Here is a 24,510-nt window from a genome sequence, read left to right as displayed (position 1 = left end):
TGGTACGCGGACCTCATAGCAGCTGCCCTACGTCGTGCAGGGCCTCGCCGGAACCGGCGCCGAGTCCGGCCGCCAGCTGTTCGATGGTGTGGTCGCCGAGCATGGGTTCGAGGGGCATCAGGAGTCCTTCGTCCTGGGTGCGCTGGAAGACCCGCACCGCCCGCAGCGAATTGCCGCCGAGTTCGTAGAAGTTGTCCTGGATCCCGACATCGGTGAGTTCGAGCACGTCGGCCCAGATCTCCGACAGCAGCCGCTCGGCCGGTGTGCGCGGTGCGACGGTGACCGCCGCGCGCCGTTCACCGAGGTCCGCCTCGGGCAGTGCGGCGCGGTCGATCTTGCCGTTGGCGGTCACCGGCAGCGCGGGCAGGACGACGAACGTGCTCGGCACCAGCGCCGCGGGCAGCGTGCGCAGCAGGAAGGCGCGCAGATCCTCGCCGGTCGGCCGGTGCTCCGGGCACCCCACGTAGGCGACCGGCCTGATGTCGGCGCCGGAGCCGCGCACCACGACCACGACCTGGCCGACGTCGGGGTGCCGGCCGAGCGCCGCCTCGATCTCGCCCAGTTCCACGCGGATGCCCCGCAGCTTCACCTGGTGGTCGTAGCGGCCGAGGAACTCCAGTGCTCCGCCGGGCAGTCGGCGCACCCGGTCGCCGGTGCGGTACAGACGCGTGCCGTCGGCGGCGAAGGGGTCGGGGACGAACCGTTCCGCGGTGAGCGCGGGCGCTCCGAGGTAGCCGCGGCCCACCGCGACCCCGCCGATGTGCAGTTCGCCGGGGACGCCCGGTGGCACCGGCTCACCCCGTCGGTCGAGGACGTGCAGCCGGACGCCGGGAAGGCGGCGGCCGATGGGCACCCGTGGCAGGTCGAGGTCCTCGGCACCGACCGGGTGGTGGCTGACCTCGACGGCGGTCTCGGCCGGGCCATAGAGGTTCCACAGCGCGGTGTCCGGCAGGATCTCCGTGAAGCGCCGGGCGGTGGCGATCGGCAGCGCCTCGCCGCTGGCGTGCACGAGGCGCAGCGTCCCGGCGCACCGGGCGGCGGCGGGCTCGGCGAGGAACGCCTGGAGCATCGACGGTACGAAATGGCAGAACGTCACCGACTCTTCGGCGATGAGGTCGGCGAGGTAGCGGGGGTCGCGATGGCCGCCGGGTTCGGCGACGACGAGCCGGGCCCCCGCGGTGAGCGGCCACATCCACTCCACGGTGGAGAGGTCGAAGCTCCACGGGCTCTTGCCCAGGACGGCCTCGCCGGGCGTGAGCGGGGAGACACCCTGGATCCAGCGCACCCGGTTGATCACCCCCCGGTGGGTGTTCATGGCGCCCTTGGGGGTGCCGGTGGAGCCGGAGGTGTGGATGACGTAGGCGAGGGTGTCCGGGTGCTGGTCCCGGGTGTCGGGGGCCGGGCCGTCGGGGCGGCCGGCGGGGATGCCGTCGGCGCGCAGGATCCGGACTTCGGCCCCGTCGTCGAAGAGGCCGGCCGTGGTCTCGTCGGTGAGGATGACGGGCGTGCCGGCGTCGGCGATCAGCCGTTCGAGGCGCTCCTTGGGGTGGCCGGGGTCCAGGGGCATGTAGGCGGCGCCGCTCTTGAGGATGGCCAGGGCCGCGACGACCTGGGCGATGGAGCGCTGCATGCAGATGGCGACCAGCCGGTCCGGTCCGGCGCCGTACGAGCGCAGCAGCCGCGCCCAGTGGTTCGAGCGCTCGTCCAGTTCGCGGTAGGTGATCTCGTCGGCGGCGGCGCTGATCGCGATCCGTTCGGAGTGTTCCCGGGCCGCGGCGGTGATCCACTGGTGTATGAGGCCGTCGGCGACGGGTGGTTCGGCGTCCTCGGCGGCGTCGCCGTGCACGCCGATGGAGAGCAGTCCGACCGGCTTGGCCGGGTCGGCCACCGCGTCGGTGAGCAGGGCGAGCCAGCCCTGGGCGAGCCGCTGTACGTCCGCGGGGTCCCACTGCCCGTCGTGCACGATCCGTCCGGCCAGTCCCGCGTCCGCCGTCCCGGACAGGTAGAGGTTGAGGCTGAACTGGGCGGGCAGGTCGGCGAGGTCGACCTGCTCGGCCGTGATGCCGGGCAGGTCCCACTGCGGGGCGGGCGTGTTCTGCAGGGCGAGGACCGCGCCGATCAGCGGGGTGCGGCCCTGGACCCGCTCGGCTCCGGAGACCTCGACGATCCGCTCGAACGGGAGGTCCTGGTGCTCGAAGGCGCCCAGGCAGGTCTCGCGGACCGCGGCGAGCAGCGCGCGGAAGGACGATCCGCCGTCCACGTGGGTGCGCAGGGGCAGCGTGTTGACGAAGAAGCCGATGAGAGGGTGGAGCTCGGGCCGGGGACGGCCCGCGACCGGGGTGCCGATCACGATGTCGTCGCGTTCGGTCCAGCGGGCGAGGACCGCCATGTAGGCGGCGGTCAGGACCATGAAGGGGGTCGCCGACTCCTGCTTCGCCAGCCGGCCGATCGCCTCCACGAGCGCCGCGGGCACCGCCACCGGCACATTGGAGGAGACGCCGGGCCCGGTGACGGGCACGGCGGGCTCCAGCGGCACGGCGCCCGCCATGCGCTCGCGCCAGTAGTCGGTGAACTCAGGGCCGGCCTCGGCCACGGTCTCACGCTGCCAGTCGGCGAAGTCGCCGTACTGGATGGCCAGTTCGGGCAGTTCCGCCGTGCCGGCCGCGGTCTCGGCCCGGTAGAACGCGGCGAGTTCGGTGTGGAAGACGCCGATCGACCAGCCGTCGGACACGATGTGGTGCATCACGACGCCGAACAGCCAGGACGTCTCGCCGAACCGGACGAGCGCGGTGCGCAGCAGGGGGCCGGCGGCGAGGTCGAAGGGGGCGTCGGCGTACTCGGCCAGGGTGCGGCGGGCGGCGTCGAGCGTGGGCTCGGGCGCCTCCATCCGGGCGGTGGTGGACCGGACGTCCGGGTGGACGAGCTGCACCAGCCGGCCGTCGGGGCCTAGCTCCAGGGTGGTGCGCAGGATCTCGTGCCGTTCGACGAGCCGCGTGACGGCGCGGGCCAGGGCGTCCGGGTCGAGCGGGCCGTCCAGCCGGATGGCGCCGCCGAGGTGGTAGGCGTTGCCGGCGGCGAGCCGGTCGAGGAGCCACAGCCGCTCCTGTCCGAACGAGGCGGGCAGCTCGAACGGTCCGTCGTCGGCGACGGCCTGTTCACTCATGATCGGGCTCCTTGCTCGACAGGGGACGCGGTGGCGGCCGGGGGCGCGGTGGCGGCCGGGGACGCGGTGGCGGCCGGGCGCTGCCGGCGGGCGGTGCGTGTGATGGGCGCGGCCCGCGGCGTCCGGTTGCCGGAGTTCTGGGTGATCCATTCGCCGACGGCGGCGATCGTGGGGGCACGCAGCAGCACGCCGAGCGGCAGTTCGCAGGCGAACGCCTCCTGGATCCGGCCGACGATCTGGACGGCGAGCAGTGAGTGGCCGCCCAGTGAGAAGAAGTCGTCGTGGACGCCGATCCGGTCGAGGCCGAGGGCTTCCTGCCACATCCGGGTGATGATCCGCTCGGTGTCGTCGCGGGGGGCGACATAGCCGGTCGCGAGGGCCGGCCTGAGCGAGCTGGGCGACGGCAGCGCGGCGCGGTCCAGCTTGCCGTTGGGCCCGAGCGGCCAGCGGTCGACCACCATCAGGGAGGCGGGGACCATGTAGTCGGGCAGCGCCCGGTGCAGGTGCTCGCGCAGCCCCGCGACGGTCAGCCGCGCGCGGATCGCACGCCGGGGGTCGTTGGCGAACTCCCCGTCGGCGGGCGGCAGTTGAGCGGGGCGGCCGCCTGCCGGGCGGTTTGCCTCGCGGAACTCCGGGTCCAGCAGGCCGGGTTCGGAGCCGAGCCGGGGCAGCAACGTGTGTCCGGCGGGGACGGGCAGGTCCGCGGGTTCACCCGCGGGCACCGGCTCCGCCTCGGCGAGGGTACAGCGCAGGGCGCCCACGGTGTCCGGGCCGCCCTCGTCGCCCTCGCGCAGCAGCCGCACCCGGGCCAGGTCCTCGGTCAGCCGCGCGTCGGGCAGGCCCAGCAGGCCGTACGAGCCGTCGCGGTCGGGCGCGCCGGCCGCCCAGGGGTGCCAGGCGTCCGGCACGGCCGGGGCTGAGGCGCCGCCCGGCGCGGTGATGATCACGTCGTAGCGGAACCGGGTCAGCTCGTTGCGGTGCGGGGAGGACTTGGCGAGCAGGCGGACCCGCTCGGCGGGGGCGACCGTCTCGAACAGGGCCGGGTGGATCAGCAGCTCCTCCTCCTGGGCGATCTGCTGGTCCACGAGCCTGCGCAGGTCGGCGACCGGGGCCGTGTCGGGCAGCCGGGCCGCCTGGACGGAGCAGTGGAACGCCTCGACCAGGCGCAGGTCCCGTACGTCGCCCACGAAGAGGTGACCGCCGGGGGCGAGCAGGGCGAGTGCTCCGCGCAGGACGCGCAGCAGATAGGAGACGTCGGGGAAGTACTGCACGACCGAGTTGAGGATGATCGTGTCGAACTCGCCCTCGGTGAAGCCGGTGAAGTCGTCCCCGGGGCGCAGCGACAGCTCCGCGGTCGTGTCCGCGTCCAGGTGCCCGGCGAGCCGGGTGAGGGCCTCGGGTGAGATCTCGGTGCCGACGTAGCGCGCGCAGTGCGGGGCGAGCCGCAGAAGGAACTGTCCGGTGCCGCAGCCGATCTCCAGCACGTTCGAAGGCCGCAGCGCGGTGATCCGGTCCACGGTCTCCTCGACCCAGACGCGCATCTCCTCCTCCGGGATGGCCTCTCCGGTGGCGGAGTCGTTCCATCCGGCGAGGTCGATCTCGTCCGCCGAGGGGGTGGACGCCTGGTAGGTGTCGTCGAAGACGGTGCGCCAGCGGTCGACGTGGTCGCCGTTCTCCGCCGGTTCCGGCGCGGCCTCGATGTCCGGTCCGAGACCGGCGTAGGCCGCGAGCTGGAGGTCTCCCTCCGCGTCGCGGAACGGCAGGACGACGGCCCGTTCGACGGCCGGGTGCGCGCCGAGGACGGCCTCGATCTCGCCGGGTTCGATCCGCTGGCCGCGGATCTTGAGCTGGTGGTCGGCACGGCCGAGGTAGTCGAGCGTGCCGTCGGCGCCCCACCGCGCCCGGTCGCCGGTGCGGTACAGCCGTCCGCCCGGCGTGAACGGGTCGGGCAGGAACCGGTCGGCGGTCAGCCCCGGGCGGCCGCGGTAGCCGCGGGCGAGGGGGAGGCCGCCGATGAACAGGTCGCCGACCGCGCCGGGCGGCACCGGTTCGAAGTGGGCGTCCAGGACGTGGAGCCGGGCGCCGGCGATCGGGGTGCCGATGGGCAGGCGTGCCTCGTGCTCCGGCGCGAGCTGCCGCGGCACCTGCCAGGCCGTCACGTCGATGGCGGCCTCGGTGGGCCCGTAGAGGTTGTACAGGCGGGTGCCGGGCAGCGCGCTCGTGAACCGGCGCGCGGTCGCGGGTGGGAGCTCCTCTCCGCTGCATATGACGCGGCGCAGGACGCCCGCGCAGTCGGCGGCGGGGCCGTCGAGGAAGGCGCGCAGCATGGAGGGGACGAAGTGGCAGGTGGTGACGGTGTGTTCGCGGATCAGCCGGGCGATGACGCGTGGGTCGCGGCGGCCCTCGTCACCGGCGACGACGATGCGCGCGCCGACGGCCAGCGGCCACAGCCACTCCCATCCGGAGACGTCGAAGCCCAGTGGCGTCTTGTGCAGGACCGCCTCCCCGGGCTCCAGTGCGTACGCGTCCTGCATCCACCGGATGCGGTTGACGACCGCCGCGTGTTCGTTGGTCACGCCCTTGGGCCGGCCCGTCGAGCCGGAGGTGAAGAGCACGTACGCGCTCGCGCCCGGCGGGACGGCGACGGCGGGGCGGGTGGTGGGCGCCGACGGGTCGCCGGTGGCGTCGGTGAGGACGAGCCGGGCGCCGGCGTCCTCGGCCAGCTCCGCCAGTCGCCGCGGCGGGTGCGCGGGATCGAGCGGCAGGTAGGCCGCGCCGGCCTTGAGCACCGCGAGCATCGCGACGACGGCCTCGGCCGAGCGCGGGAGCTGTACGCCCACGACGTCGTCGACGCGTACGCCCCGGGCGATCAGGTCGTGCGCGAGGCGGTTGGCGCGCTCGTCCAGTTGCGCGTAGGTCAGGGTGAGCGCGTCGTCGATCAGGGCGACCGCTTGCGGTGTCCGGTCCGCGGCGCTCTCGAACAGCTGGTGGAGCAGTCCGGTACCGGCCGGTGCCGTCTCGGCCCCGCTCCACCGCGCGAGGACGGTCCGCCGGTCGGCGCCGGACAGCATCCGCAGTTCGTCGGCCGGGGCGTCCGGCCGTGCCGCGCCCTCGTCGAGCAGGGTCCGCAGGCCCTCGGCCAGCCGGGCGGCGGTGACCTCGTCGAACAGGTCCGTCGCGTATTCGAGCCAGCCGCCGAGCCCGCCGTCCTCGGTGGGGGTCAGCTCGATCTGGATCTCGAACTTGGCGGTGCCGGTCTCCTGCGGGACCACCTCGACCTCGAGTCCTGGCAGGTCCAGCTTGGAGCGCGGGCTGTTGTGCAGCACGAGCATGTGCCGTACCAGGGGCACTCGCGCGTTCAGCTCCCGGTCCGGCTGGAGCCGCTCGACGATCTGCTCGAAGGGCACGTCCTGGCCGGCGTAGCCGTCCTGGCAGGCGGTTCGCGCGCGGCCCACCAGGGTGCGGAACGAGGGCTGTCCGCCGAGGTCGAGGCGGAGCGGGAGGGTGTTCACGAAGAACCCGATGAGCGGTTCGATCTCGCTGCGGTTGCGGCCCGCGACGGCGCAGCCGAGGACGACGTCCTCGCGGCCGCCGCTCCACCGGCCGAGCAGGGCCGTGAGGGCCGCCACCAGCACCATGTAGGGCGTCGCCCGTTCCTGGTCGGCCAGCCGCTTGACCTGGGCCATCAGCTCGGCGGGCAGGGTCAGCGGCACCTGGCCGCCCACGAAGGAGCCCGATTCCCGCCGCGGCCGGTCCGTCGGCAGGTCCAGGGCGTGGGCGCCCCGGAGACGGTCGACCCAGGCGGTCAGCGCCTCTTCGTGGGCGGGCTCGCGCATGCGCTCGTTGAGCCAGGCCGCGTAGTCGGCGTACTGCACGGCGGGTTCGGGCAGCGGCGAGGGCTCACCCTGTGAGAAGGCCGGATAGAGCGCGCCCAGTTCGCGCAGCAGCACGCCGAGCGACCAGCCGTCGGCGGCGATGTGGTGCATCGACAGCTGCAACAGGTGCTTGTCGGGCGCGAGTCGCAGCAGTCCCGCCCGCAGCATGAGGTCCCGGGACAGGTCGAAGGGGCGCAGGGACTCGGCGTCGAGCCGCTCCTTCACCGCGCGGTCGCGGGCGGCCTCCGGCAGCGCGGACAGGTCGGTGAACTCCAGCGGTACGGGTGCCTCGGGCTCGACCCGGGTGAAGGGCTCGTCGCCGTCGCCGTGGAAGGTGGTGCGCAGCGTCTCGTGCCGTCGCACGACCTCGGTCAGGCAGCGGGCGAAGACCTCGCGGTCGAGGGTGCCGCGCAGCTCGGCGACGCCGGTGATGGTGTAGAGCGCCGAGCCGGGCTGGAGGCGGTCGAAGAACCAGATGCGGCGCTGGGCGGAGGACGGTTCCGCGTGCGAGCGGTCCACGGCGTGCGGCCGGATCTCCTGGCGCGGCGCGGGCGCGGCCCCCTGCTCGGCCAGCAGGCGTTCCAGCAGGCGGAGTTGGTCGGGGTCCATGCTGCCGGGGCGGAACGCGGCGGCGTCGGCGATGCTCATGCGCTGAGACTCCTCGTCACCTGGGCGGCGTCCATGGCACTCACCTGGAGGATCAGTTCCGCCACGCGGTCGGCGTCCGTGCCCGCCTCGGTCGCCGCGGTGCGCAGCCGGTCGGCCAGGGCGAGCACGGTGCCCGCCGCGAGGAAGCCGCGGATGGGGAAGTCCACCCGGAACAGGTCGCGGATCCGGGAGACCACCTGCGTCACGAGCAGCGAGTGGCCGCCCAGGTCGAAGAAGTCGTCGCTCACCCCCACCCGGTCGAGTTCGAGCACTTCGGCCCAGATCCCGGCGAGGACCTTCTCCAGGGGGTCGGAGGGCGCGGTGTAGGCGCCGGACAGTTCGGGGCGGATCGCGGCCGGGTCGGGCAGCGCGGTCCGGTCGAGCTTGCCGCTCGGCTGGAGCGGGAACTCGTCCATGAGGACGAACGCCGAGGGCACCATGTGGTCGGGTACGCGGTCGAGCAGGAACCGGCGCAGTTCGCCGATGCTCGGCGGCAGCGGGCCGCGGGTGGTGAGGTAGGCGACCAGCCGCCGGTCGGTGCCCTCGCCGCGCAGCAGCACGGCGCAGCGCTTGACGTCCTCGTGGGAGGTGAGCGCGGCCTCGATCTCGCCCGGTTCGATGCGCAGGCCGCGCAGCTTCACCTGGTGGTCGAGCCGGCCCAGGAACTCGAGGTCGCCCGAGGTGCGCCAGCGGGCGGCGTCGCCGGTGCGGTAGAGCCGCCCGGCGGGGGTGCGGCCGAACGGATCGGGCGTGAACCGCTGCGCCGACAGGCCCGGCCGTCGCCAGTATCCGCGGCGCACACCGGCGCCGCCGATGAAGAGCTCGCCGCGCACGCCCACGGGGACGGGTTCGCCGTGCGCGTCCAGGACGTACAGGCGCTGGTTGGGCAGCGGGCGGCCCCACGGGATGGTGCCGGGGACCGGTTCGGGCCGGCGCACGAGGTGGTACGTCGAGCAGTACGAGACCTCGGTCATCCCGGCGAGGTTGAACAGCCTTAGCTCCGGCAGGAGTTCGCCGAGCCGGTCGGCGAGCGCGGCCGGCGGCCGGTCCCCGCCGAGGACGGCCAGTCGCAGCGCGGCGCCGTCGAAACCGGGGCCGCCGTGGGCGTGGTTGACGAGCAGTTCGAGCAGGGCAGGCGCCGAACTCCACGCGGTGACCCGGGAGTCGATGACCAGCCGGCGCAGCCGCACCGGGTCGGTGACCTCCAGGTCGTCCGGCGGCACGACCACGCAGGCGCCCGCGAGCAGGCTGCCCAGGATCTCGTAGACCGACATGTCGTAGTTGAGGCTGGAGACCGCCAGCATCCGGTCCGCCGGGCCGAGGCCGAGGGTCCGGTTCAGCCCGGTCAGGGTGTTGACCACGCCGCCGTGCTCGTTGGCCGAGCCCTTCGGTACGCCCGTGGAGCCGGACGTGTAGATGACGTAGGCGAGCGTGCGCGGAGGGACCGGTCCGGGCCGTGCCCCGCGCGGCTCGTCGGCGCCGCCGAGGTCGTCGATGAGTACAAGGCCGGGGCCGGGGCCGGTGTCGTCCTGTGCGTCCAGTCGGCCGGTGGCGGCCACCGTGCTGTCGGTGACGACGAGCGAGACGCCCGAGTCGCGGACCATCAGCTCGATGCGGCCCTGCGGATAGCCGGGGTCGAGCGGCACGTATCCGGCGCCCGCCTTGAGCACCCCGAGCACGGCCACCACCATGTCGGCCGAGCGGGGAAGGCAGATCCCGACGAGCTGTTCCGGGCCCGCGCCCAGTGCGCGCAGCCGGTGTGCGAGCCGGTCGGCGCGCTCGGTCAGCTCCCGGTAGCCGAGCACGGTGTCGCCGCACTCGACCGCCGGGGCGTCGGGCCGGGCGTCCGCCTGTGCGTCGATGAGGGTGTGCAGGCAGCCCGTGTCGGCGGCACTCGCGTCGCCGTCCCCGGACAACTCGCCGACGAGGTACTCCCGTTCGGCGGCCGACAGCAGCGGCAGCCGGTCGACGGGCCGGTCCGGTCCGGCCAGCGCGGTCTCGACCACCCGGACGAAGGCGTCGGCGATCCGGCTCGCGGTGGCCGCTTCGAAGAGGTCGGTGCTGAACTCGACGCGGCAGCGCAGCCCACCGTCGTGCTCCGGGACCAGGTCCAGGACGAGGTCGAACTTGCTGGCGTCCTGGCTCGTCGCCAGATCCAGTTCCTCCACGTCGAGGCCGGGCAGGTCGGGCCGGTGTCCCGGCACGTCGCGCAGTGCGAGCATCACCTGCACCAGCGGCACGGGGCCCAGGGACCGGTCCGGGCGCAGTGCCTGGACGAGCTTGCCGAAGGGCACGTCCTGATGGGCGTACGCCTCGGTGCAGGACTGCCTGACCTCGGCGAGCAGCGTCGCGAACGTCGCGGTCTGCGGTACGTCCACGCGCAGCGGCAGCGTGTTGACGAAGAAGCCGGTCAGCGGCTCCAGTTCGGAGTGGGCGCGCCCGGCCAGCGGCGAGCCGATCACGACGTCCCGCTGGCCGCTCCACCGGGCGAGGACGACCGCGAACGCCGCCACCAGGACCATGTACGGGGTCGTCCCGCGCTCCTGGGCGAAGGACACCACGCTCTTCCACAGGTGCGGCGGGAAGGAGAACGGCTCCGACGCGCCGTGCCAGCTGCGTACCGCGCCGGGCGCCTTGTCCGTGGGCAGCTCCAGCACGGGGGCGCCGTCGAGGCGCTCGCGCCAGTAGGCGATCTGGTCGTCCAGCGGGCCGGTGGCGAGCCACTCCCGCTGCCAGACCGCGTAGTCGGCGTACTGGATGCCGAGTTCGGGCAGCGGCGAGGGCCGCCCGTGCCGGAAGGCGTCGTAGAGGACGCCGAGTTCATGGAGCAGGACGCCGAGGGACCAGCCGTCGGCGGCGATGTGGTGCAGGCCGAGGACGAGTACGTGGTGGTCGTCGGCGAGGCGCAGCAGCCGGGCGCGCACCATGAGGTCGGACGCGAGGTCGAAGGGCGTGTTGGCCTCGGCCCGGAACGCGGCCGCGACCGTGTCCTCGCCGTCCTTGCCGTCCTGCCCGGAGGCGTCCTGCACGGGAAGCGGCACGGAACGGGCCGGTCCGACGCGCTGTTCGGGCCGGCCGCCCTGGTCGGGGAAGGTGGTGCGCAGCACCTCGTGGCGGCGCACGATCTCGTCGAGGGCCGCGCCGAGCGCCCCGCGGTCGAGTGCGCCGCGCAGGCGCAGCGCCCCGGGCATCACATAGGCGGTCGATCCCGGGTCCGCCTGGGCGAGGAACCAGAGCCGCTCCTGCGCGTAGGAGAGCGGGAAGCACGGCTCACCGCCCTCGCGCGGCAGCGGCCGCGGCCTGAGTTCCGCCGCCTTGCGCCGGGCGAGCTCCATCGTGAGCAGCGCCCGGCGCTCGGGCGAGAGACCCGCCAGCGAGGGCTTCCCCTCCGGTCCGGCCGCCGTCCGCACCGTGCCGCCGTCCGCGTCACGTGCTCCGGACGAATCCGCTGTGCCCATGCCTGTTCCTCCCTCTCGGCCTCGCCGCCGTGCGTCCGGCCTGTTCACCGGGACCGCAGGAGCCGGCCGCCGACCGCCGCGTCCGCGTCCTCGGCCAGTGCTGCCAGGACCTTCCCGGTGGATTCCTGAACGAAAAAGTGGCCGCCCGGAAAGGTGCGGGGCGGCTGTTCACGCGTCGTGTGCACGGCCCAGCCGCGGTGCGCCGCGGGGCCGTCGACCATCGGGTCCTGTGCGCCGAGGTAGACGTGGACCGGGCAGCCGAGCGGCGCCGGCGCACGCGGTGGCCTGCGTGCGAGGAGACCGAGGTCGGCGCGGAGCACCGGCAGCAGCGCGGCCAGGTACTCCCGGCTGGCGAGCAGCTCCCCGGGGGTGCCGCCGAGGGCGCGCAGCCACTCCACCAGGTCCTCGTCACAGGCGTCGGACGTGATCTCCACGGCCCGCCGCTCGGGCGGCTCGCTGGCGGCGGCGATCAGGGCCGTCGGTTCGACTCCGTGCCGGGTGCGCAGTTCGTGGGCGAGGTCCAGGGCGAGAACCGCCCCCATGCTGTGCCCGTAGAGCATCACCGGCCGCTCCAGGAGCGGTGCCACGGCGTCGGCGAACTCCCCGACGGCGTCCTCGGTGCTCGCGGCCCACGGTTCGCCCTGCCGGCCGCCGCGGCCCGGCAGTTCGAGCGCGGCCACGCCGATGCTCTCGGGCAGTCGGCCGGCCCAGTCCCTGAACAGCCGCGCGTCACCGCCCCCGGGGGGCAGGCAGAGCAGCCACATCCGGACCTCGTCCGTCTTCGACCACACCCGGAGCGCGTTCATGCGACACCACACTGTTCCCGTCGAGTCGGACGATCCTGCAGAGCTGGTTCGAGGTTGGCAGCCTGCAAGTGGGCGGGACAGTCGGGGAGTTCCCCTACCCTGCGAAGGCCGGCAACCCCTCGGACGGGCTGTTGTTCCGTGCCAGACTGCGGGGCTCTACGGCCGTGACGGCGAAGGGGTGGGAGACGGTGACCAGGTGGTACGAGGCGGACGACGGGCCGCGCATCATCGCGCTGTGGGGCATGCCGCGCAGCCGCTCCACGGCGTTCTTCCGGATGATGGCCGAGCGCGGTGACTTCCACGTCCTGCACGAGCCCTTCTCGAACCTCGCCGAGTTCGGCAGCGTTCGGGTCGGCGATGCGACGGTCGGCACGGAGACGGAACTGCTCGACGCGATAAGGGAGTTGGCCCGGTCCAAGCCGGTCTTCTTCAAGGACACGACCGACGAGCGCTATCCCGCGCTCCTCGGCGACGGGGCCTTCCTCGGCGGCGACGCCACGCACACGTTCCTCATCCGCCATCCCGCGGAGACGATCGCCTCGTACCACGCGCTCAACCCGGCGGTGCGGCTCCACCAGATCGGCGGGGAGGCGCAGTTCGAGCTCTACCGGGCGGTCGCGGCACGGTCCTCCCGGCCGCCGGTCGTCATCGACGCGGCCGACCTGGTGGCGGACGCCGCGGGCCTGATCGCGGCGTACTGCGCCGCCGTCGGCATCCCTTTCCTGCCCGACGCGCTGAACTGGCGGCCCGGGGAGCGCACCGAGTGGCAGCGCACCTCCCGCTGGCACGCCGAGGCCAGCTCCTCGGCCGGCTTCAGCACGGCGCGGCGCGACCACGGCAAGGATCTGGAGGCCGACCCGGTGCTCTCCTCCTACCTCCGGCACCACCTGCCGTTCTACGAGGACCTGCGGGCGCGCCGGCTATGCCCGGCCGGGGGCGAGTAGCCGCGCGGCGGCCAGCCGGTCGGCCTTGCCGGTGGAGGTGAGCGGCAGGGCGTCCACCACAAGGATGCGCCGCGGCACCATCGACGGGTGAAGGCGTGCGCTCAGGAACGAGCGCAGCGCCGCCTGTTCGGCGCTGCCCACGACGATCGCGACCAGGGCACGGGCGAGGGACTCCCGTCCGGTGACGAGGCACACCGCCTCCCGCACCCCGGGGTGTTCGAGCAGCACGCTCTCGACGCCCTCGGGCTCCACGCGATGGCCGTCGATCTTGACCTGCTGGTCCTTGCGGCCCGCGAACCAGAGCAGCCCTCCGCGTTCGCTCGCGAAGTCGCCCGTGCGGTAGTACCCCTCGCCGAGGGCGCGCGCGCTCGCTTCGGCCGCGCCCTCGCCCACGTAACCGCGCAGGACGATCCCGGCGACGCACACCTCGCCCTGCTCCCCCGGCGCGACCTCGGCCCCGTCGGCGTCCCGCAGGGTCACCCGCACTCCGGGGACGGCGGTGCCGAGCGCCGGGAGCGCGGGCCACTGGGCCGGGTCGCCGGGCAGCGCGTGCCGGGTGATGACGTGGGTCTCCGAGGGGCCGTACTGGTTGGTCAGCCGGGCGCCCGGCAGGCGCAGGAACATGCGCACGATGTCCGGGGTGCATTTGAGCACCTCGCCCGCCGTGATCACCTCGGTGAGGCGCAGGTGTGCGGTGAGCGGGCTCGTGGCGGCCTGCACGGCGAGCATCTGCAGCGCGACGTACGGCAGGTGGAGCACCTCGATCCGGGTGTCGGCCAGCCAGGCGAGGAAGGCGTCCGGGCTCGCGCGGATCTCCGCGGGCACCACGGCGAGCGTCCCGCCCGCGGCCAGCGTGCAGGTGATCTCCTGCAACGACACGTCGAAGGCGACCGGGGCGAACCACGCGACCCTGCGGTGCGGGCGTCCGCCGAGTTCGGGGAGCTGCCAGGCCACGAGGTTGTCGAGGGCGGCGCGGGGCATGGCGATGCCCTTCGGCCGGCCGGTGGAGCCCGAGGTGAACACGTAGTAGCCGTCCGTGGCGCAGCGGTCGAGGCCCAGCGGCGCGGTGGCGTCCGGTCCCGGGCCCGTGTGCCGCTCCAGGCTTCCGTCGCCGGCGATCGTGGCGGCCGGGGCCGCGGCGCGCAGCACCTGCTCGCGCCGCAGCTCGGTGGCGCCGGGGTCGAGGGGGACGACGGCGGCGCCCGCGCGCCACGCTCCCAGCGCCGCGACGACGTGTCCGGTGCCGCGTCCCGCGGCGAGGCAGACCCGGCTCCCGGGCCCGGCTCCGGCGGCGGCGAGCCGGGCCGCGGTCTCGCCGGACTCCGCCCACAGTTGCGCGTACGAGACGGTACGGCTCCCGTCGAGGATCGCCACCGCGTGCGGGTCCGCCGCGACGCGAGCCGCGATCCGGTCGATGAACGTCACGTCTTCACCTCCAGTACCTCGTGGTCCACGTGATCGGGCGTTCTGCCGAGCGAGCGCACGCTCCGGTGCCCGAGGGGCAGCACGGCCGCGGTGAAGACGAACGGGACGATCCACAGCGTCGCCTGCGTACCGAACCGCTCCACGAGCAGTCCGCCCAGCAGCGCCCCCAGGGGGATGGTGCCGAAGGTGACCATGCGGTAGCTGGCGTTCATCCGGGCGTGCAGGGTGGGGGGAGTCAGCAGCTGGCGCACCGTCACGCTCACGACGCCGCCGACGCCGGTGCCCGCCGAGGTGATGGCGAGGGCCAGGGCGAACGACGCCACCACGAGCGTGCGCGAACCGTCCGCGGCCGGGAAGATCCAGAACGCGTTCACCGAGATCGCGAGGGTGCCGAGCATGGCCCGGCCGTAGCCGAGGGCGCGGATGAGGCGGGGCGCGGCGAGGGTGCCGAGGACGGCGCCGACGCCGCCGCACACCAGGACCAGGCCGTAGGCGGCGCTGCCGTATCCGCGGTCCCCCACGAGGTGGATGACCAGGGTGACGTTCAGGAGCTGGACGCCGGCGTTGTTGAGCGCCGCGTGCACGGCGATGCTGCGCACCGGGGGTGTCCTGAAGACGGTGTGGAGCCCCTCGCGCACTTCCCTGGGCAGGTCGCGGGCGGGGCGGCCGGCGGGAGGCGGGGGTTCGCGGTGCGCGATCCGGCCGGTCATCAGCGCGCACCACAGGTAGGACAGCGCGTCAAGGACGAGTGCGTTCGACGCTCCCACCAGCGCGGTCAGCCAGCCGGCGAGCCCGGGGCCCGCGGTGCCGCCGACGGCGAGGCCGACGTTGAGCCGGCTGTTGGCCGAGGCCAGCCGGTCGGCACCGACGAGCCGCGGCACCAGGGAGACCTTCGCGATGTCGGAGACGACGGTCCCGGCGCCGCCCAGCAGGGCGATGGCGTAGAGGTGTGCCAGGCCGAGCGAGCCGAAGGCGTCCGCGACCGGGACGGAGAGGACGAGAGCGGCGCTGAGCAGGGCCATCAGGATGAGCACCGGGCGCCGGGCCCGGTGCTCCAGCCACACCCCGGCGGGCAGCGGGACCAGCAGGAACGGCAGCGTGTAGAGCGCCTGGAGCAGGCCGACCTGGCCGGCTGATGCGTGCAGTGCGGCGACCGCCGTGACGGGCAGCGCGAAGAGGGTGATCTGGGAGCCGAGTTGGGAGACCGCGTCCCCGGCCCACAGGCGCCGGAAGTCGTCGTCCTGCCGTGCCGGACGTGGATCCGCCCGCCGTTGCCTTCGGGTCAGCACCGGTGCCCCACCTCGCTTCGTCGCCCCAGCGCTCCGGAAACTCCCGAGTCACGCTGGGACACCGGGGCCAGGACCGGCCAGTCGGGAGAAGTCCCGATACCCGCCCCGCACCGCGTGGGCCACAGTTGCCAGGCACCAGGAGTCCGCGCAGAGGAGATGCCGCATGCCGAGGTTCGAAGCCGGCGGGCCGATCCAGGCTCGTGCCCGCACCGCTCGCACGGCCACCGGTGACGTCACCGAGGCCACGCGTCTGCTGAAGGAGCTGGGCGCACGCCGCGGCGCTCCGGCGACGCGGCTGTCCCCGGTGCCGCGCGACCGTCCGCTGCCGCTGTCCTTCGCCGGGCAGCGGCTCTGGTTCCTCGACAAGTGGACGCCGGGGCAGGCCGTCTACAACTCACCGCTGGGGCTGCGGCTGAGCGGGGAGCTGGACCACGAGAAGCTGGTCGCGGCGCTCACCCTCGTCGTCGGACGGCACGAGAGCCTGCGCACCCGTTACCGCGAAGAGCACGGTGTGCCCCACCAGATCATCGATCCGGCCCCGGAGCGCGTGGACATCCCGCTGACCGACCTGACGGGGCGGCCCGACGCCGACGAGAGGGCCCGCGCCCTCGCCCACGAGGTCGCCACCGCCGGCTTCGACCTGGCCGCGGGGCCGCTGCTGCGCGCCCGCCTGATCCGCCTCGCACCCGCGGAACACCTGCTGGTCCTCTGCATCCACCACATCGCGACCGACGGCTGGTCCACCGGCATCCTGGTCTCGGAACTGACGGCCGCTTACGCCGCCGCGATCGCGGGCACCACCCCCGAACTTCCTCAACTGCCGGTCCAGTACGCGGACTTCGCAGCGTGGGAGCGGGAACGGTCCTCGGCCGATGCGACCGAGCGCCTGCTCGCCTACTGGCGCGAGCGCCTCACGGACCTGCCGGCCCTCGACCTCCCCACCGACCGGCCGCGCCCGGCCGAGCAGAGCTTCCGCGGCTCCACCGCCGTCCTGCGCCTGCCCGACGGGCTGCGCACGCGCCTCACCGAACTGGCGCGCGCCGAACAGGCGACGCTGCTCAGTGTGGTGCTGGCCGCCTTCAACGCGCTGCTCACCTGCTACACCGGCGCCAAGGACATCGCCGTCGGCTCGGTGTTCTCCGGGCGCGACCACCCCGACATCGAGCGGCTCATCGGCTTCTTCGCCAACACGCTGGTGCTGCGCACGGACACCTCGGGCGACCCGGCGTTCAGCGAGCTGGTCGCCCGGACCAGGGAGACCGTCCTCGGCGCCCATCTCCACCAGGGGCTCGGCTTCGACCGGCTCGTCCGCGAGCTCCGCCCCGAGCGCGACACCAGCCGCAACCCGCTCTTCCAGGTCTCCTTCACCCTGCAGAACGCGACGGCCGGCAGCGGCGAGGCGGGCGGCCTGCGGGTGGTCCCCGAGGCCGTCGGGCAGGGCACCGCCCGGTTCGACCTGGCCGTGCAGGTCACGGAGGTCCCGGGTGAGGGCCTCGACCTCTGGGCCGAGTACGCCACCGACCTCTTCGACGCGGACCGCATCGAGCGGCTGCTCGCGCAGTACGCCGCCGTCCTGGACCAGGTGTGCGCCGACCCCACCGTCCCGCTCTCCCGCCTCGACCTGCTCGGCCCCGGCCAGCGGGGACTCGCGCTGCGCCACAGCACCGGCCCCGCCGCGCCCGGTGCGCGCGGCCGCCTGCTCCACCAGCTCTTCGAGGAGCGCGCCGCCGCCGATCCCGACGCCCCGGCCTGCCTCTTCGAGGGCACCACCGTCTCCTACGGGGAGCTGAACTCCCGCGCCGACCGGCTGGCCCGGCGGCTCACCGATACGGGCGGGATCGTCGGCGTGCTGCTGCCGCGGGGCCCCGACCTGCCCGCGGCGCTGCTCGCGGTGCTCAAGTCGGGCGCGGCCTATCTGCCGCTCGACCCGGGCTATCCGGCGGACCGGATCGCGTGGATGCTCGACGACGCGGGCTGCCGGACCGTGGTGAGCGTGCGCGATGTCGCCGGGCTCCTGCCCGCGGGTGTGTCGCCCGTCCTGCTGGACGCCGAAGACACCGAGAACACCGAGAACACCGAGAACACCAAGGACACGGGGGGCACCGAGGGCGAGGTTCGTGCGGACGCTGTCGGCTCCGCGCCGGTCGTCGACCCCGCTTCCGCGGCGTACGTCATCTACACCTCGGGCTCCACGGGCCGTCCCAAGGGCGTGGTGGTGGAGCACCGCCAGGTCGTCGAGTTCGTGCTCGCCATCGTCGACACCTTCCGGCTCGCGCCCGGCGACCGTGTGCTGCAGTTCGCCAACCCCGCCTTCGACGTCAGCGTCTTCGACTTCTTCTCGGCGCTCACCAGCGGCGCGGCGCTCGTGCAGGCGCCGGTCGAGGTGCTGCACGACTTCGGCCGGCTCGCCGCGCTGATGCGGACCACGGCGGTCACGGTGACCGACCTGCCGCCGTCGATCCTCGCCGAGCTCGACGCCGACGCCTTCCCCGACCTGCGCGGCCTGTTCGTGGGCCTTGAGCCCTACCCCGGCGACCTGGTCAACCGGTGGAACATCCCCGGCCGGGAGTTCCACAACGCCTACGGGCCCACCGAGGCGACCGTGGCCTGCATCGACCACCTCGTCCCCGACGTGCTGGACGGGCCCCCGCCGATCGGGCTGCCGCTCGCCGGCTACCGGGCCTACGTCATGGACGAACGGGGCGATCTGGCGCCGGACGGGGTCCCCGGTGAGCTGTACATCGGCGGCACCGGTGTGGCCCGCGGCTACCTCGGCCGCCCGGGGCTGACCGCCGAGAAGTTCGTGCCCGACCCCTTCGGTCCGCCGGGCAGCCGGGTCTACCGCACGGGTGACCTCGCGATCCGCCGCCCCGACGGCGTCCTCACCTTCCACGGCCGGGTGGACCGCCAGCTCAAGCTGCGCGGCCTGCGCGTCGAGCCCGGCGAGATCGAGGCGGTGCTCACCGACCAGCCGGGGATCAGGCAGGCCCTGGTGACGCTGCGGGACGGCGCCCTCGTCGCCCACCTCGTGACGGCGGACGGCACCGCCCCCGACACCGCGGCCCTGCGCGCGGAACTCTCCGCGCTGCTGCCCGCCGGGCTGGTCCCCTCCTCGTTCGTCGCCCTCGACTCCTTCCCGCTGAACGCCAACGGAAAGATCGACCACGCCAGGCTGCCCGTCCCCGACCGCCCCGCCGCGGCCGAGCGGACCGGGCCGCGCACGCCGACGGAGTCCCGTCTCGCCGAGATCTGGGGCGAGGTCCTCGGCACCACGGACCTCGGGGTGCACGACGACTTCTTCTCTCTCGGCGGCAACTCGCTGCGGATCACCCAGATCACGTCACGGGTGCGCGACGCCTTCGGGGTCAGCCTGGAGCTGCGCGCCTTCTTCCGGGCCTCGACCATCGCCGGCCTGGCCGCGCTCATCGAGAGCGAGGAACTGGCCGCCGCCGACGAGGACCTGCTCGCCGAGTTGCTCGACGATCTGGAGGACCTCTGATGGGCGCCGATCTGCGCGAGCGCCTCGCCACGCTCTCCCCCGAGCGGCGCGCCGAGCTGCTCGCCCGCCTCCGCGCCAAGGAGACGGCACGGGTACGGGACGGCGCGCCCGGCCCGATCACGCCGCTGCCGCCGGGCACTGTCGCCCCCATGTCGTACGCACAGCAGCGCATGTGGTTCCTCGACCAGCTGATGGACCATCAGGCGATCTACCACACGCCCGTGGTGCTGCGGCTGCGCGGCCCGCTGGACGTGCCCGCACTCGGCCGGGCCCTGACCGGCCTGGTCGCCGGGCACGCGGTGCTGCGCACCCGGTTCGCCCAGGACCGGCAGATCGTCGAGGACCCGCCCGCCCGCGTGCCGCTCCCCCTGGAGGACCTGTCCGGACTCGACGCGGCCGGGCGGGAGCGGGCGATGCACGAGCAGGTCGCGCGGGCGGCCCGGCAGCCGTTCGACCTCGCCGCGGCCGCCCCGCTGCGGGCACGCCTGTGGCGGTTCGCCGCCGACGACCACGTCTTCGCCCTGTTCCTGCACCACGCCGTCGTGGACGACTGGTCGATCCCCCTGCTCGTCGGCGAGCTCAGCCGGGGCTACGTCGCCGCGCCCGACGGGGCCGAACCGCACCGGCTGGCCCCGAGGGTGCGGTACACCGACTACGCCGCCTGGCAGCGCGACCGGATCGCCGGGCCCGTGGGCGAGCGGCAGGCGCAGTACTGGGCGCGGCGGCTGGACGGGGCCGTCCCCACGGTGCTGCCCGCCGACCGGCCCCGCCCGCGCAAGCCGACCTGGGCCGGCGAGACGATCACCGGGGTGACGCTGCCGGCCCGGCTGGCCGGGGAACTGACGGCGCTGCACGACGGACCGCTGCTCACCGTGCTCGCCACCGCGCTGAACGCGGTGCTGAGCCGCTGGGCCGAGAGCACCGACATCACGATCGGCACCGTCTTCGCCGGCCGGATCCGGCCCGAACTCGAACCGCTGATCGGCTTCTTCACCAACACGGTCGTGCTGCGCACCAGCACCGCAGGGGACCCGTCCCTCGACGTCCTCCTGGAGCGCACCGACGAAGCCGTCACGGACGCCCACCGCCACCAGGAGCTGCCCTTCGACCAGGTGGTGGCCCGGCAGCGGCCCGCACGGTCCGGCGCCCGCAACCCGCTGTTCCAGGTCGCGCTGGTGACGGGCGACACCCGGGTCGAGGAGTTCACCGTGGGTGGCCTGCGGGTGGAGCCGTGCGACGTGCCGCTCGGCACGTCACGCTTCGACCTGACGCTGAGCGCCGCCCGGACCTCCGGGAACGCGCTCGTACTGAACGCCGAGTACTCGACCGAGCTGTTCGACCGTGCGCGCGTCGACACGCTCCTGGCCGATCTGCGGACCGTGCTGGAGAGCATGGTCACGGCGCCCGGCACCCCGGTCAGCGCCCTCCCCCTGCGGGGGCCGGTCCCCGGCGTCCCGCTCACCGGGGCACAGGACGACACCGCACCACGCCCCGCGCCCACGTCCGCACCCGAGTTCTGGTCCCCGCTGGGCCAGTTGGTCACCGAACTGTGGCGCGAGAGCCTGGGCGTGGCACACGTGCGGGCGGACGACGACTTCTTCACTCTCGGCGGCGGCTCGCTCCAGGCGGCGGCGCTCGTGGTCGAGATCCGGGAGCGGACCGGGATCGCCCTGGACCTCGGCGAGTTCCTCACGCGGCCCACCCTGGCCGCCGTGGTCGCGGCGGCCGAGGAGGCCCTGGCCGCGCAGCCCGGCAGGGTGACGGCGGCCGCCGGCGAGCGGGCGGACCTCGTGGTGCCGCTGCTGTCCGGGGACCCCGGGCGTACCCCGGTCTTCTTCTTCCACGCGAGCAGCGGGTCATCGCTGGCGTACGCGCCGCTCTGCCGTGAACTGCCCGCCGGCATCCCGTACTACGGGGTCTCGGCGCCGGGTCTGGACGAGGGCGACCTTCCGGAGTCCGTGGCCCGGATGGCGGACGCCTACGCCGATGCCGTGTGCGAGGCCGTACCCGAGGGCCCGTACCGGCTCGTCGGCTGGTCGGTCGGCGGGGGCCTCGCCCACGCGACCGCGGTGCGGCTGCGCGAGCGGGGCGCGCAGGTCACGCTGCTGGCGATGCTCGACACCCAGAAGCCGACCATCCTGGACGAGGCACCGGACGCGGCGCTGCTGCGCGCCATGTTCGCCGAGAACCTCGCGCTGACGGCCGGACTCGACCCGCCCGAGGGGTCGCTCGAAGCGGCCGTCGCGGAGCTGTCCGGGCTGGACGAGAGCGCACAGGCCGACCGGATCATCGGCGGACTCGTGGCGGCGGGGCTGGTGCCGCCCGGATCGGCCGCCCTGATGAGACGCCGGATGGAGGTCTTCCGCTCGATCATCGCGACGGCCGCCGTGTGGCGGCCCGAGCGGTACGACGGACCGATCGACCTGGTGCTCGCCGAGGGGTCCCCGGCGTCCACCGTCGAGGACTGGGCGGCCTGGACCAGCGGGCCGGTGACCGGGCACCGCGTGCCCGGCGACCACTACGGGATGATGCGCCCTCCGCAGGTCGCGGAGTTGGGCCGGACGCTCGGCGCACTGCTGGACCGGGAGACGAGATGACCGTGCCGAACCTGCCCGTGGCCGATGTGCCCGACACCCGGCCGACACCGGCACAGCGCACCTTCCGCGAGGACGTGCGCGCGCTGCTGCGCTCGCCCCGCGTCCAGGAGGAGGTCGAGCGGATCCGGCGCCTTCCCCCCGGGGAGGAACCCGGACTGCTGGAGACCTACCGGCTGCTCGGCGAGCGGGGCTGGCTCGCGCCGGGCTGGCCCGAGGAGTACGGCGGTCTGGGGCTCGGGCATCACGAGGCCGCCGTGGTCACCGAGGAGATGATCCTCGCCGGAGTGCCGGACGACGCGTACGTGCTGAGCGTCGCCATCGTGGGGCGCTTCGTCCTCGACAGCGGCACCGACGCCCAGCGCGCCCGGCTGCTCCCGGCGTTGGCGCGGGGCGAGCAGATCGCCACCGTCCTGTTCACCGAGCCGCAGGCGGGCTCCGACCTCGGGCGGATGACCACCCGGGCCGAGCCCGACGGCGACGACGCCTGGCGGCTGTACGGCACCAAGGTGTTCAACCAGAAGTCCGGCTTCGCCGGGACGGCCCTGTGCGCGGCGGTCACGGCGCCCGGGACCATGCCCGGGATCGGGCTCTTCCTGCTCCCGCTGCGCTCCCCCGGCGTGACGATCCGCACGCTGGCGAACCTCACCGACGACGCCTTCTGCGAGATCTCCGTCGACGGGGTCCGGCTGACGCGCGACGACGTCCTCGGTGAGGTCGACGACGGCTGGCGGATGATCAGCGAACTGCTCGTTCTGGAGCGGACCGGAATCGACTTCCACGCCAAGATCCGCCACTGGCTCGACTCGGTCGCCGACATCGTGCCCGACGCCCTGCGGGAGCGGTACGCCGAACTCGACGCGCGGCTCGCGGCCGGGCACGCCCTCGCCTGGCGGACGGTGGCCGACCTGGACGCGGGCCGCACCGATCCGGTGCTGGCCGCGATGTCGAAGTGGTACGTCACCGAGCAGGCGCGCGAGGTGGCCCGGTTCGGCCTCGAACTGCGCGGCCGCGAGGGCCTGTTGAGCAGCCATGACCCCGGCGCGCCGGATCTCGGCCGCGTCGAGCGGGCGCTGCGCTACGCGCCGACGCTCACCCTCGCCTCGGGAACCTCCGAGGTGATGCTGCGCACCATCGCCACCTCTCACCTGGAGCTGCTGTGACGACGACCACCGCCGCCCCGCTGACCGACATCTTCTCGCCCGAGCTGCGGCCCGTACTGCGCAGGCTCGGGGAGCGCCCGCTGTCCGCCGAGGCGGCGACCGCCCAGGGCGCCGTGTGGTCCGCGCTGGCCGGGGCGGGCGCGCTGCGCGACGCGCACGCCGTGCTGCCCGTCGCCGAACTGCTGGGCGAGACCCTCTACCGCGGGCCCTACCTCGACACCGTGGCGGCCGTCGAGGCGCTTGCCGCGCTCCCCGGCCAGGCCGGGGCGGCGCCGCTGCTCGACGCGCTGCGCCGCGGCGACCTCGCGGCCGCGCTCGCCGGGCCTGACCGGCGCTTCGTCCGCTGCGCGGACCAGGCCGATCTCCTGCTCACCGTCGACGGGGCCGCGTTCACCGTCATCGAGCTCGACCACCCGGGGGTCCGGCTCTCGGAACACGCCGACCTCGGCCGCGGCGGGCTCTTCGGCATCGACGTGGACGCGGGCGTGCCCCACGTGCTGTCCGGCCGGCTGGCGGATCCGGGCGCGCTGACCGACCGGGTCCGCTCCGGCCAGGCCGCCTACCTGACCGGCCTGAGCCGGGGCGCCCTGGACCTGGCCACCGCGCATGCCCGCCGCAGGACCGTCTTCGGCCGGCCGCTCGGCGCGCACCAGTCGCCCGCCTTCCGGCTGGCGGCGCTCTCCGCCCGGCTGGAGGCCGTCCGCAGCCTGGTCCACCGCGCGGACGCGCCCGCCCACGCGCTGCGTCTCGCCCGTGGACTGGCCGTGGACACCACGGCGGAGACCCTCCAGCTGCACGGCGCGTCCGGTCTGCTCGACGAGGACGACGCCCAGCTCTTCTACCGCCGTGCCCTCACCGAGTCCGCCCTGTGCCGATGACCTCCCCCACCCCGGCCGAACGCGCCCTGTGGATCAGGCAGTTCCGGCCCGCGCACCCGCGGGCACCGCGCCTGCTCTGCCTGCCGCACGCGGGCGGCTCGGCCGGCTTCTACCTCCCCTTCTCCCATGCCCTGGCACCGGAGTTGAACGTCCTGGCCGTGCAGTACCCCGGCCGTCAGGACCGGCGCGCGGAGCCCGCGGCCCGGTCCATCGCGCCGCTCGCCGACACCCTCTTGCGCCTGCTCGACCCCGAGGACACCACCCCGCTCGCCCTGTTCGGCCACAGCATGGGCGCCGTCGTCGCCTTCGAGCTGGCCCGCCGGCTGGAGGCCGAAGGCCGCCCCGCCGGCCTCCTCGTCGCCTCCGCCCGCCGCGGCCCGTTCCTGCCCTCGGGCCCGTCCTTCCACCACCTCGGCGACGCCGCGATACTCGCCGAGGTGGAACGCCTGAACGGCGCCGACGGACTTCCGCCGGAGCATCCCGGTCTCCTGAAGCTGGCCCTGCCCGCTCTGCGCGCCGACTTCGAGGCCGTGGAGACCTACCGCGCCGCCCCGGCCGCGCCACTCACCTGCCCGGTCCTCGCCATGACCGGGGCCGACGACCCCCGGGTCCCTCCCGCCGACGCCGGGGCGTGGGCCGCCGTCACCACCGGCCCCGCCACCCTGTCCGTCCATCCGGGCGGCCACTTCTACCTCCTCGACCGGATCCCCGAGATCACCGCCGCGCTCACACATGAATTGACCTGCGCCCCCTCCTGACGCGGACACA

12 protein-coding genes are annotated in these 24,510 nt (G+C 74.3%); 6 read left to right on the top strand and 6 right to left on the bottom strand.

Annotated elements, in window-relative coordinates:
- Positions 1-13: 13 nt before the first annotated feature.
- The 4 genes from ACZ45E_RS34400 to ACZ45E_RS34385 are packed head-to-tail and all read right to left on the bottom strand — an operon-like array spanning position 14 to position 11,950.
- Positions 14-3,163, bottom strand: coding sequence for a non-ribosomal peptide synthetase (locus ACZ45E_RS34400; protein WP_468228712.1), 3,150 nt, complete (start codon positions 3,161-3,163; stop codon positions 14-16).
- Positions 3,160-7,686 carry a non-ribosomal peptide synthetase gene (locus ACZ45E_RS34395; protein WP_468228709.1) on the bottom strand — a complete coding sequence of 1,509 codons (4,527 nt, stop codon included), beginning with the start codon at positions 7,684-7,686 and terminating at the stop codon, positions 3,160-3,162. The genes ACZ45E_RS34400 and ACZ45E_RS34395 overlap by 4 nt, the downstream gene beginning before the upstream one ends.
- Entirely contained in the window at positions 7,683-11,144 is a 3,462-nt protein-coding gene (locus tag ACZ45E_RS34390; RefSeq protein ID WP_468228708.1) for a non-ribosomal peptide synthetase, read from the bottom strand. The genes ACZ45E_RS34395 and ACZ45E_RS34390 overlap by 4 nt, the downstream gene beginning before the upstream one ends.
- A 44-nt stretch (positions 11,145-11,188) precedes the next feature.
- Entirely contained in the window at positions 11,189-11,950 is a 762-nt protein-coding gene (locus ACZ45E_RS34385; RefSeq protein ID WP_468228705.1) for a thioesterase II family protein, read from the bottom strand.
- 188 nt (positions 11,951-12,138) lie between these two features.
- Between ACZ45E_RS34385 and ACZ45E_RS34380 the strand changes: the two genes are divergently transcribed.
- Entirely contained in the window at positions 12,139-12,894 is a 756-nt protein-coding gene (locus tag ACZ45E_RS34380) for a sulfotransferase-like domain-containing protein (RefSeq protein WP_468228702.1), read from the top strand.
- Here ACZ45E_RS34380 and ACZ45E_RS34375 read toward each other — a convergent pair.
- Both ACZ45E_RS34375 and ACZ45E_RS34370 read right to left on the bottom strand, forming a co-directional pair.
- Positions 12,871-14,319, bottom strand: a complete 1,449-nt coding sequence (locus ACZ45E_RS34375) for an AMP-binding protein (RefSeq protein ID WP_468228700.1) — start codon at positions 14,317-14,319, stop codon at positions 12,871-12,873. The genes ACZ45E_RS34380 and ACZ45E_RS34375 overlap by 24 nt on opposite strands.
- Positions 14,316-15,608, bottom strand: coding sequence for an MFS transporter (locus ACZ45E_RS34370; RefSeq protein WP_468228698.1), 1,293 nt, complete (start codon positions 15,606-15,608; stop codon positions 14,316-14,318). The genes ACZ45E_RS34375 and ACZ45E_RS34370 overlap by 4 nt, the downstream gene beginning before the upstream one ends.
- 163 nt (positions 15,609-15,771) lie before the next feature.
- Between ACZ45E_RS34370 and ACZ45E_RS34365 the strand changes: the two genes are divergently transcribed.
- Genes ACZ45E_RS34365 through ACZ45E_RS34345 form a run of 5 tightly spaced genes read left to right on the top strand, consistent with a single transcriptional unit; the run spans position 15,772 to position 24,500 of the window.
- Entirely contained in the window at positions 15,772-19,107 is a 3,336-nt protein-coding gene (locus ACZ45E_RS34365; protein ID WP_468228695.1) for a non-ribosomal peptide synthetase, read from the top strand.
- Entirely contained in the window at positions 19,107-21,704 is a 2,598-nt protein-coding gene (locus ACZ45E_RS34360; protein WP_468228692.1) for a condensation domain-containing protein, read from the top strand. The genes ACZ45E_RS34365 and ACZ45E_RS34360 overlap by 1 nt, the downstream gene beginning before the upstream one ends.
- A complete protein-coding gene (locus ACZ45E_RS34355; RefSeq protein ID WP_468228690.1) occupies positions 21,701-22,864 on the top strand; it encodes an acyl-CoA dehydrogenase family protein in 1,164 nt (387 codons plus the stop codon). The genes ACZ45E_RS34360 and ACZ45E_RS34355 overlap by 4 nt, the downstream gene beginning before the upstream one ends.
- The gene (locus ACZ45E_RS34350) at positions 22,861-23,742 is read left to right on the top strand and encodes an acyl-CoA dehydrogenase family protein (RefSeq protein ID WP_468228688.1); all 882 of its coding nucleotides are present in this window, start codon (positions 22,861-22,863) and stop codon (positions 23,740-23,742) included. Before ACZ45E_RS34355 ends, ACZ45E_RS34350 begins: the two co-directional genes overlap by 4 nt.
- Complete coding sequence (locus tag ACZ45E_RS34345) at positions 23,739-24,500, top strand: thioesterase II family protein (protein WP_468228685.1); 762 nt, start codon at positions 23,739-23,741, stop codon at positions 24,498-24,500. The genes ACZ45E_RS34350 and ACZ45E_RS34345 overlap by 4 nt, the downstream gene beginning before the upstream one ends.
- Positions 24,501-24,510: the final 10 nt, after the last annotated feature.

This window comes from Streptomyces sp. NPDC030991 (genome assembly GCF_055571235.1).
The sequence above is the reverse complement of the archived record's forward strand: the minus strand, read 5'-3'. Positions and strand labels throughout refer to the sequence as shown.